This window comes from uncultured Nitrospira sp. (assembly GCA_902500695.1).
Taxonomy (GTDB): domain Bacteria; phylum Nitrospirota; class Nitrospiria; order Nitrospirales; family UBA8639; genus Nitrospira_E.
The window spans coordinates 17,841-28,718 of the sequence record CABVRQ010000042.1; the positions used below are offsets into that span (position 1 = coordinate 17,841).

General features: G+C 47.9%; 10 protein-coding genes. 7 read left to right on the forward strand and 3 right to left on the reverse strand.

Translation table 11 applies throughout. The annotated features are described in order from the left end of the window. From AAH187_RS11650 to AAH187_RS11670, 5 genes are all read left to right on the forward strand, one after another. On the forward strand, nucleotides 1–284 hold a 284-nt coding region (locus AAH187_RS11650), incomplete at its 5' end, for a DUF481 domain-containing protein (RefSeq protein ID WP_342348631.1). Between the two features lie 1,210 nt (nucleotides 285–1,494). Then, the gene (locus tag AAH187_RS11655; RefSeq protein WP_342348632.1) at nucleotides 1,495–1,908 is read left to right on the forward strand and encodes a hypothetical protein; all 414 of its coding nucleotides are present in this window, start codon (nucleotides 1,495–1,497) and stop codon (nucleotides 1,906–1,908) included. Nucleotides 1,909–2,258: 350 nt separating this feature from the next. Next, nucleotides 2,259–2,720 (forward strand): large-conductance mechanosensitive channel protein MscL, encoded by a 462-nt coding sequence (gene mscL / locus AAH187_RS11660; protein ID WP_342348633.1) that lies wholly within the window; start codon nucleotides 2,259–2,261, stop codon nucleotides 2,718–2,720. 414 nt (nucleotides 2,721–3,134) lie between these two features. After that, nucleotides 3,135–3,308 carry a hypothetical protein gene (locus AAH187_RS11665; RefSeq protein WP_342348634.1) on the forward strand — a complete coding sequence of 58 codons (174 nt, stop codon included), beginning with the start codon at nucleotides 3,135–3,137 and terminating at the stop codon, nucleotides 3,306–3,308. 5 nt (nucleotides 3,309–3,313) lie between these two features. Beyond that, nucleotides 3,314–3,487, forward strand: coding sequence for a hypothetical protein (locus AAH187_RS11670; protein ID WP_342348635.1), 174 nt, complete (start codon nucleotides 3,314–3,316; stop codon nucleotides 3,485–3,487). A 233-nt stretch (nucleotides 3,488–3,720) separates the two neighbouring features. On the opposite strand, the gene AAH187_RS11675 is transcribed toward AAH187_RS11670, so the two are convergent. From AAH187_RS11675 to AAH187_RS11685, 3 genes are all read right to left on the reverse strand, one after another. Further along, complete coding sequence (locus tag AAH187_RS11675; protein WP_342348636.1) at nucleotides 3,721–5,043, reverse strand: cytochrome b N-terminal domain-containing protein; 1,323 nt, start codon at nucleotides 5,041–5,043, stop codon at nucleotides 3,721–3,723. 2 nt (nucleotides 5,044–5,045) lie between these two features. Continuing rightward, nucleotides 5,046–5,567: a ubiquinol-cytochrome c reductase iron-sulfur subunit gene (locus tag AAH187_RS11680; protein WP_342348637.1), complete on the reverse strand. Its 522-nt coding sequence runs from the start codon at nucleotides 5,565–5,567 to the stop codon at nucleotides 5,046–5,048. A gap of 637 nt (nucleotides 5,568–6,204) precedes the next feature. Then, nucleotides 6,205–6,771, reverse strand: a complete 567-nt coding sequence (locus tag AAH187_RS11685) for a DUF882 domain-containing protein (RefSeq protein WP_342348638.1) — start codon at nucleotides 6,769–6,771, stop codon at nucleotides 6,205–6,207. Between the two features lie 969 nt (nucleotides 6,772–7,740). Between AAH187_RS11685 and AAH187_RS11690 the strand changes: the two genes are divergently transcribed. Both AAH187_RS11690 and AAH187_RS11695 read left to right on the forward strand, forming a co-directional pair. Continuing rightward, nucleotides 7,741–9,324, forward strand: coding sequence for a hypothetical protein (locus AAH187_RS11690; RefSeq protein ID WP_342348639.1), 1,584 nt, complete (start codon nucleotides 7,741–7,743; stop codon nucleotides 9,322–9,324). A 96-nt stretch (nucleotides 9,325–9,420) separates the two neighbouring features. Continuing rightward, nucleotides 9,421–10,878: hypothetical protein (locus AAH187_RS11695; protein ID WP_342348640.1), on the forward strand; the 1,458-nt coding region annotated here is incomplete at its 3' end.

Genomic DNA, 10,878 nt, shown 5'->3' on the forward strand with positions numbered 1-10,878 from the left:
CAGGGGTGTTGTTTGAGCAGGATATATTTCAGGACCTCAATCTTCGGTCGTCGGCCTTTGCCGGACCGGGGTACCAATTCATCGAGGTAGGAGATTACACAAACCCCTATGTGACCAAATTTGAACTCCATGGTGAAGTCGGATTGGGGTATTTTGACGAGAATTTTAAACGGGCAGAAGATATCAATTATTTTACCGGTCGATGGGCTGTGAATTTTCATTGGCCGATCCTTCCCAATCTGACGCTATTTCATCAGCATCAAGTATTTCCCTCCCTTGGATAAAACCAGTGATTGGTATGTGACATCTCAACAAGGTATCCGTATGAATATATGGGAAGACCTGATTACAATGTTTCAGATCAATTGGCGGTACGATAATTCCCCCGCTCCTGTGACCAAAAAAGCGGACACGCAATATATCCTGTCGCTCGGATATGCATTTGATTCATAAGTCTCGGTCGTAATTGGAGGGCTCGGACCGGAGAGTGTTCGGGGCCTCAAAGTTTTCCTTCCTTCCTGTGTTCATTCTTTCTTTTCTCTCCCTCACGTGATTCAAAATGTTTTTCCCTGAAACACCTTGAGACAATCTATTGTTTCATAATGGGAAATTTTTTCTATTAAAAATTCAAGTGATTGAAATATAAAGAAATTTATATGGCACTATTATTGTTAGTAAGAGTTAATAAATATGGGTGACTAATGGGTAGGTGGATGCCAAACAATGAAGATTCAAAGCCATCATACAATTTCTTTCATGAGTCTCTGCAGTGGACTCGGAATATTAGGCATGTTGATTTTCATGTCGGGAATAGAACCGGAAGGTCTGGAACCACGGATGGCGTGGAATGGCAAGGACATTGCCCTGAGGCTTGCCATCCATTCGCAATGGGACGGAAAGGTTCAGGAGAGGATGCCAGCCGTCAAAGTGATCAAAAAAGATAAGGGAACGGTCATTACCGTACGAAGCGATACTACCGCCTTATCCATGATGAAAAGTCATCAAAAACTGAGGGAAAAATCAAATTTGTTGGATATTCAAACAAACAATCTCAAATTTTTTCGTAAAAAGAAATCCAATGTCATGGATGCCTTCGTACAGTGTAATAACATCTCTTCTGGGAGGTATGAATCATCCTATCCAGAAAGGAGTTAGGCACTATGACCATTTGTCTCATGTTTGGAATCCTCTTTTACTCGGTGCTGTACATATGGTCACCGGATGTACGGAATATAGTAGGGATCCGGTCTCAAAGAGGAATTCACACGTGATCTATGAAATTGGCAAAGAGAAATTTTGTATTGGCATAGGAATGGCCAAGTGAGATCAGAAATCAGTGAGTCAGGAGGAGGATGGGGTCTGTCCGAAGGTGAGGAGAGAATTGTGCCTATTCCAAATGGGGATTCACACATGATGAAGATTGAGCAATCAACTCCGAACGGGGGGTGTTGCAAAAAGACATTTTTGCCCAGTCTCTGGGAAGGAAGTGACCTTATGCGAACGGCAAAAAATGAATTTCTCAAGTCGAGTGCCAGCTTAGGTCGCGTCTTAATTATTAGTAAGGATCACTTAATTCGTGATTTCCTGGGACAGATAGTAAAACTGCACGGGTATGATTGCGAATATCTTGAGGAATTGCCAAAGGTCATGATGGCACAAACATGGAAGGGCTTTGATGCACTATTCATTGAAAGCCACTCTCTGGAGGAACTTAAGCATGGCCTAAGCTCTGGAGCCTCCCATGCCTCAGGCTCTCCGATGGTGGTGGTATTGGGAGATCTTCCTCCTTCGAATGAAACGGGGCTTTTCCGTGTACTGAAAAAGCCGTTGGATTATCGTCAGATGGGCCGACTCATGGACGAATGTCTTTCTTTTAAAACGCAAAGACACGCATCACAATGCGATTAGAAGTCCAAGCGTAACTGTTGGAATTTTTGTCACGGTGCGGAACGCCCAGGGCGGCTACCTATTCAAGCTGATCTTAACAGTTGGGGCTTTTAGAGGGGGTCTTCAACTGGAAATAGGCGAGGATAGGCTGGTCGCCCCAGGGTTTTATTACGGAAGCGGATCTTTTTATCCCATGGATCACAAAGGGATTGTAGGGGAAAGTCCGGTTAGGCGAAAAACAGGAAAGTCTGGAAAGATCTTGCATTTATTTTTGTGTTACGAGAGGATGATGTGCCTTTTGTGATCCCTCACGTTTGTATTTCTGGAGAACAAACGGTTTTATCTTTCACTCTCATGATAAGGAGAATGTGATGCTTAAAGAGTTTAAAGAGTTTGCCATGCGAGGCAATGTTGTCGACATGGCCGTCGGGATCGTTATCGGTGGGGCATTCGGAACCATCATACAAAGCATGGTCAAAGATATATTGATGCCGCCTATTGGTCTGCTGCTGGGTGGCGTAGATTTTACCGACTTATTCCTTACGTTGAAGGAAGGCGCGGCGGCGGCAGGTCCGTATCATGCCCTGGCCGAAGCCCAAAAAGCCGGGGCGGTCACCATTAATTTTGGCCTTTTTTTCAATGCAGTAGTGAGTTTTCTCATTGTGGCGGTTGCGATTTTTATGCTTATAAGGGGAATGAATAAGTTGAAACGTGAACAAGAAGCCCCTCCAACCGAACCCACCACGAAAGAATGCAAATTTTGCCAGATGACGATTCCCATCAAGGCTCTACGGTGTGGTCATTGCACCTCGGAGTTGGCCAAATCCGCGTAATGGCTCGTTAGGAAATGCCCTGTCATCAAACATGTCCTATAGACATGCGATGTGTGTTGAACAGGTGGTCAGGAAATAAATTTATGAACCGGGTGATTATCAGTAGGAAATAGCGGTTCTTCATACATAGCGAGTCAGAAAAACGGCATTCCCAATGAGTGGAATGCCGTCTTATTTATGCCAAAAATTAATATTCCACTAAACAGACCTTCCAGTATGTCAGGTTGAACGAATTTTTCATGAAGTTGAGGGATTGGGCTTTCAGGTGGACTGACGTTTTCCCCATTGTTACGGTTGAACTCTGTGCTGGACCTATATCTACCTTTCGTATTCTCTCCCGAAATCCGCCATAAATTTTTTGTCGAACCGTCTTCCTGCAGAACATATCTGCAGATTGATTGCCTTGGCTGATTTTTGTCTTGGCTTACCTTGTTTATTGAATTTGGAGGACAGGTGTTATTGGGCAGTGCCATCATTGCCATGGGGATCTGGTTATCAAATCTCGCGTATGAAACCATTTTTCGAATTCATGGAGCGAATTCAGGAGGGGTTGCCAATATTGCCCGGTTCGCGTTCTCGGGTTGGTGATCGCCTTGGGTCTACGAGCCATGGGGTTGGCCAATGAAATCGTCAATCTGGCTTTCGGACTGACACTTGGAGCGATTGCCGTGGCGGTGGCATTATCCTTTGGCCTAGGAGGCCGGGAAGCAGGAGGCAAACAGATGGAGTATTGGCTCAATCAAGCCCGTGGCGAGTGCCGAAGGTAGTGTTTTCCCCCACGGCTGTGGTTGGCTGTGGGGGACACTTTTCGTTCAGTAGAGATTTTCCTGCGAATAGGGTCGTGGGCGAATGCTCCTATCCACATGATCGGCAGTAATCTGATGCCGGTGTCGTGTCTGATCCAACCCACAATGGAGAGCGAAACGTCGGGAGCAGGGAGCACCAAACTGATGGCTGTTCTCAACGAGACTCACGGATTTTCACTGAGGAGGAAAAAGTGTTATTCACTCCTGAGAGTCAACATGTAATTGGTGAGGTCGTTCAGCTGTTTGTCGTTTAGAGGAAATTTTGGCATGAAGGATCCTGGGGAAACGGATTGCGGATCCTTAAAATGCTGAAGATGCCAATCCCGGTCCGGTCGTCGATCGGCGACAAAAGAAAGGTCTGGAGCAACATTCACACCTTCCCCGTGAATGCGATGACAGGTCTTGCAATTGAATTGTTGTACTAATGCGATGCCTCGAACCACCGAAGGATCACGTTTGGGAACCGCATACAGGTCACGGAGGGAAATACTCAATAGGCCGAACACGACAATCAAAAACCCCAAACCTGCCCCTAATACGACCCGGCGTGAGGACGGATGCCGTTCAGGGTTGCGATCCACAAAAGGCAGGAGCAGCAATCCTGTGAAAAAGAGTGTGGGAAGAAGCCAGGTTGCCAGAGGTCCCCATGCCCCTGGGGCATATTTGAGAAGCTGGTAAAAAAACAGAAAATACCATTCCGGGACGGGAATAAATGAATGGTCCGAAGGATCCGCCCGATCAGCCAATGGGAATTCCACGCTGAATGCCAACAGCGACACGATTCCAAACACGACAAGCATCACCACGGCATCCATGAAGACCTGCCGTGGATAGAATGTTTCACTCCCGGCTTTGGCTCTTGCCTCATCATGAGGACCGGCAGGCCCCACCCGCCGGAGAATAAAGAGATGGAGCATGATTCCAAACAGGATTGCGGCGGGAAGAAAAGCGACATGAATCGCGAAAAACCGTGAAATGGTCAAGGCGCCAAGAGTTTCGCCTCCTCGAAGGAATTTCACGAGGAAATCACCAATAAGCGGAACGCTGCCAACCATGTTAATCCCGACCTGGGTGGCCCAATAGGCGTTTTGATCCCAAGGCAGCAAATACCCGGTGAATCCGAACCCCAACATGATGGCTAACAGGATGATCCCCACAACCCACATGAGTTCTCGAGGGCGTTTATACGCGCCGTCAAAAAAGACCTGCAACATATGGAGTCCGATGGCCATCATGACGGCCGAGGCACCCCAATGATGCAGGCCACGGACAAACCATCCGCCCCAGACCTCATGTTGAATATACTGAACAGTATCGTAAGCATGGTCAGTCGCCGGCACGTAATACACCATGAGAAACATGCCCGTCAGGGCTTGTAATCCAAAGAGGAAGAGGGTGGCGGAGCCGAAGATATAGTTCCAGCTGGCACCTCCGGGAATGGGCTCATTGAGGAGGGTTTGCTCCAGGGGCTTTAATTTCAAGCGGTGGTCGATCCACTGATACAGACGTGAGGCCATGCTTAGAGTTCCACCTTTTTTGCCAGCCCGGATTTAAATTCCTCGTATTGGACGAGCAATTCGCCATTTTCAATTTTGGATGGCAGGGTGTCCAGAGGGCGTGGAGCGGGTCCTGCCTTCACGGTTCCCTCAAGGTCATAAATACTTCCGTGGCAAGGGCACTTAAACAGACGGTCCTGTTGGTCCCATCGATAGCCGCAGCCTAAATGGGGACAGATGGGTGAAAAGACCGTCACCTGTCCATCTGTTTGTTTAACGGCCCACACACCTTTAGTGGTTTGGGTTTCCTGCCATCCATCCTTTGCGGTCATGGTGTAATCCATCGCCTTGGGTTCACCAACCGGTAACGCATCGGCCTTACCCAGTGACACCCATTCTTTGTTTCGTCGTTGTAAGGCGGGGGCGATGATGTATCCGATTAACGGGACGGCAAGAGAGATTCCGATAAGAGAGGAAATGAACACGGTGGTTTTCACAAAGAATGACCGGCGGGTTCCTACCGGGGTGGACAAGCCATCTTCCATATTAGGGTTCCTTTTGGAAAAGCGGAGAATAAGATGTCTGATTCATTTGAGGAGGGTATGCTCCATGGTGTTGACATAAAAAGATCATAGTTCGGGATGAGAGCCGGAATGATTCGGCATTCAGGTAAAAGGTCATTTAAAGAACGTTCCCGTAAAAGGCTAGCACAGAAGGATGGACAGTCAAGATCCAAAAATTTCATCGACAGGGTTGAGTGGGGGGGGCCGCATTTCTCAACGGCCTGCCTTACACCGTCGAAGCATCAATCGAGTGCCTCGGGAAATCACCCAAAATCAGATGAAGTCATTTGAAGCCTTAAGTCGCAGGTGATGGCCTAACTGGAATGACGTCGTCAATTGATAGAACGTGATTTCCTATTGAAACCATTGAAATATAGAGTGAAAGAGGTGGAAATCCTGAATGGTGGCATCCCATTTGTGCGAACTGTAAAGCCATTCGAAACAAAGAAGTATCGTGGGTGCCAATAGAAACGTATATCCGGGACCGGTCGTAGACGGAAATTACCCATGGGATCTGCCCACCCTGCAAGCAGGATTGAATTTCCCAATTAAGAACTATTCCTCATAGCTCTTACAAGACCGGATGTTGTTGGTTGGAACGCGAAAATGAAAGAAGAAATTACCAGTACCGGACCGGTCCGGTATCGATATGGACAAATCCCCGCCGGCCGTAATAGCCGACTCCACCCAACCGAAGCTTCACCGCGGCTCGTCGAATTTTTGAAAGTCGAACGCCGGGAATCGCAAAATCCACCGCTTGTCCGACGGTATGAAGACTATTGGGCGCGGCTCCTCGGCCAAGGCGAATCAGCAATTTGTTGTACGAGGGCGACCGGTAGGCAGAGTAGATTTGAATTTCCTGACCCTGCCCGACTAACTTTTCCACCTGATTTACATATTCCAGCAATTGAATGTCCATCTGGCAGACCTTTTTGGAATGATGGCACCGCAAAAGATAATTAATGTCCTTTAAGGCCTCCCGGTCATAGCGGCCGGATTGATTGCGATACGTCACCTGGAGTCGTTCGTCGGTGTGGGCGTTGTAAAGGCGAAGCCGGCCTGCAGGGAGTGAATGGGCCGCGGCGGATTCGGGAAACATCAATCGGCTGCCAAGAATCAGCATGCCTGCAAGTGAGGACTTCAGGAAAAAGCGTCTGGACCAGAGTTCTTCTGTCTCCTGAGACATGGTGACACCCTCCGAACAGTGAATGGGGAAATGTAGCGGGAAGTTAAAACGAAATGAATCCCTGATTGTTTACCAAAATAGAATGGTTAGGTCAACCAATGGATGGAGTTTTTTGAATCCGCCTCCCCATTTTTGTTGAGCTCCCTGCCGGAATGAAGGAAAGTGGCCAATCGTCTTTTTTGGCTCACCAGGTTTTTCGCGGAGACCAACTTGCACGTCGGTTCTTTCCGACATTCTGCATTTGGGGTTCAATCTTCAGCCGCCGTATGTCCGACATGGTTAATCCGGCATCGATGGTTGAAGTGCTTCGGAGTGATTCCCCCTACAGATTTTCGGGAATCCGGGCAGGGTAGGAGATTGCATCTCCCCTCATCAATAAGGGTAGGTGGTGGAAAGGCCTTTGACGTTTCTTCACTGATCTTCAACTAATTGGCTTTTCCCCTTCATAAGCCAGAACAATCCCTGTCACTATTCGAAATCGCAAAAGCTCCCTTTGATCCCCGCTGGTCGATGGGTGCCATTACCGAAATCCAGCGGTTCATTTCACCTCTTCTCCTGCAGCCATACCCTCCGAAGTCTCGATCTCATTCCTTTTAGATCATGTCTTTCCCAATCTTCCGTTTACCCTCGTGAGGTGCAGGAGGACGCATGTAGTTCAGACAGTCAATCCTGGCTCCAATCAGAATTTTTCAGAAGCCAGAAAGGAGAATCCGGTTATCTAAACAGATAAAAATGATTAACAATCAGATACACCATGAACGTTTTTAATGGAACGTGTGTGTCAGGTGAGCTCGGGAGATGAGGTTGCAAAGATGTGAAATACTAAGGGGATACGTCTGCACGATACTCGTCAACGTACCAAATACAAGTTGGGAATAAGTCTTGCTGATGTCACTAAATCTAAGAGGCCATTTATTTAATTTCCACGTACTCTGCAAAGGGTACGTATTACATTAAGGAGGAGTCGCCATGCCACAGGTTGAACCGAGCGTCATGCTTAATTCGATTATGGGGAAAATCTACAATGTGCTGACCAATGGGGATGACACCGTCCCGAAATCGGAAGACAATTTTTTTAGTTGGTGTACACCAGGAATGGCTGTTGAACCTGACGATTTTGATTTTTTAACGCAAGGGTTAACGGGGGTGGTGAAAAAGAAAGCCCTGAAGGACATGGTGCTCGACGGGGAGGGAGGAGAAGGTGAATCAAACCAACCGGAGTTGACACCCGCATTATTAGAAGGATTGCGTGCGCAGGATGCCAGTAAACAGTATATGAATGCAGAAAGTTTTGCGCGCCTCGTTGATTTCGTCCCCGACCTGGCGGCCACAACGAATAATCAATTTGCCGCCATGAGTATTATGAACAATGAAGGATCGCTTTCCGAGCGCTTCGAGTACATTTTACGCATGAGTCAAATCATGGAAACCAAATTGGATGAAAAAACCAAAGGGAAAATTGAAAAATTCAGAGGACTACTCTCGACGACAAGGATAAAAAAGAATCTTGTGACTGATGAAGAAGTCGAGGTTTCAGAGCCGAGTGCCTTAGTGAATCTATATAACCAGAAGTTGTCTGAATATGAGGCGGCTGCATTGGGATACAACGGTGCCCGCATCGATGCCCTGACAGCCGACAATGTCAAAGCCGTCCATTATTGGGGGATGAACGCCAATATTCTGCGTAATAGGGTCAAGGCGGCCATGGGAGATTGGGTCAGTAATGGGTACAAAAATGATTATGAAGGAATTAACGCGTTTATTGACCAGGTCATGAGACGGGATATGGCACTGCTGAAAGCCCAATATCAGGATGATTTGGAGAAGGCCAGAATCACCGGGATGTCCTCTGGCAGCGATTTTTTCTATACCTCGCTCGTGCCTAGCAACCCCATGCAGGCGGCAGGATGGACAACCTTTAGTTTTCAATCTACGGATTATAATAATTCTTCCAATTCCAGTTACCAAATGAAACGGTCTAAAACAAGTGCAGGAGGCGGATGGTTAGGTATTTTCGGCGGTGGCGGGTCTACCAGCAATGCCAGTGGACAATCGGAATCCAAGGTCACGTTTGACAGCAACCATTTTTATATGAATTTCTCGATTACCCAGTGCCAAATTGTCAGGCCTTGGTTCAAAACAAGTTTTATCAACAGTAAGTTATGGCGTTTTGACCAGAATAATCCCGAATCATCAAAACAAATCGTAAGCGATGGCGGCAAACCTGCCACAGGACTCTGCCCGGCTTACCCCACCTCAATAATTTTCATCAAGGATCTGGTGATTGGCTGCCGGAATAGCAGTGGTTTTTCAGAGGCGGCACAAAGTTGGAAACGGTCATCGGCCAGTGGTGGCGGGGCCGTGCATTTTGGTCCATTTCATTTCGGTGGATCGCATAGCCGGAGTTCCGCCAGTGGAGAACGTTCTTCAAGCTTCCACTACGATTCCGAAAAACAAGAAATGCGTGTGCCTGGCCATCAAATCATTGGATTCAAATGCCATGTGTTCTCAAAGTGCCCTGATCCGTTAAGCGAAATCACTGATTGGATTTAACCATCCAGGGAGCCCCGCCTCAAAATTGAACATGGGGTGGGGCTCCCATGGGAGACAGCGATATTCCACCAACATAACTATTTGATGAGGTAACACATGGCTATCGACTCCGTCGTGCAGTTGGCTTTGATGTCCAAAGCCAAAAAAGTTTTTGAAAAAGAAGGGACGTTTCTGAGTTTTCCGGTGACGCCTCTGGCCTATACAAAAGACGATCTCGATTTTTTCTCGCAGGAGACCGGGAGTGATCTTTTGCAGAGCAAGGCAAATCTTGCGGCTTTTTCAACTCTCGTCAATCTGATTCCCAATGATGAGGCCTGGTTACCGACCGATGCACGCTTTTTGTGGAATGAGTTGGAATATGTGCTGAGAGAAGGCACGCTGGCATCTTCGACCCGCACACCGGAAGAAGAAGTGGCCTATCAGGGGGCGATGGCTTTCTTGAAGGTCCCGGGTGAGGGTGGCCTTTTACAGGACAGTCCAAAGGTCAGGGTCTATAACCAGTATAAGGATGCCTACATTATGGCGGAGCAGGAATTCATGGAGGCCAGAAGTACGGGTGAGGCCGCTGAGGACGAATTGGAGAAAACACAATGGCGGGAGGTCGATGAGCCGGCGTTTCGGGCAAAACTCAAGAATCTGGATAGTCAGTGGATCCTGGAGGGATACAAAAATGAGGTCAATATTGCCAGGAATCAGTACCAGAATCTTGGAGCCAAATCACCTGCAATGACCTGGAGTGAGTGGAAAGGATCTTTTAATCAGGATCTCGATAGTGAGACCAATGCTCAGGATAATTTTACGGTTTTCCCAAGTAGCTTTACCCCCTCAAATGCGTTGGAAGAAGGTTCGTGGAACCCTTTTTCTCTGAGCGAGGCGGAAATCAAAAGCTTAGTGCAGGAAGCGCCAGAAGATCTCCGTAAACGATTTTCGGCTGATGGAACGGTGTCCTCGATGAAATCCGTGACCTTGGAATTCAGTTCTGCGGCTATTAAGCGGTCCTGGTTTGATTCTGAAATATTCCGGTCACGGTTCTGGCGATTGTCAGATGCAAGCAAGGTATTTTCTGATGGTGGCAGCCCGCCTTCCGGAGATTGTGCGGCCTATGTCACGGCTATCGTCTTTGCGCGAAAGGTGGTCGTCGAGGCAAAACAACCTCAACCACACTCTTCCAATCCCAAAATGTCTGTAGATTTGCGGTTCAACTATGCGGTGAAAGATCAAAATTCGATACAAAAGATCAACCCTGCTGTCCTGCAAGCCGTGCAACCGCAATTGATGAAAAGGCCATCTATACAACCACAAGAAATGAAAGCCCAACCTGTACAACCCTTAATGATGAAAATGAGGCCTCAAGCGACGGCCTCGTTTACGACAACGGCCATCAGGGTGCCGACTCAGCCATCCAGAGGGAATGTCTTGTTACGACCAGCGGTGAGGACTCCGGTCGTCCGCCCGGCTCCGCCTCGATCCATGGTGAATCTCCAGGCGTCGACCTATACCCGGCTGCCATCCACTCCTATTCAGAGACCGGCACCCCCACGTCCTGGAACGTCG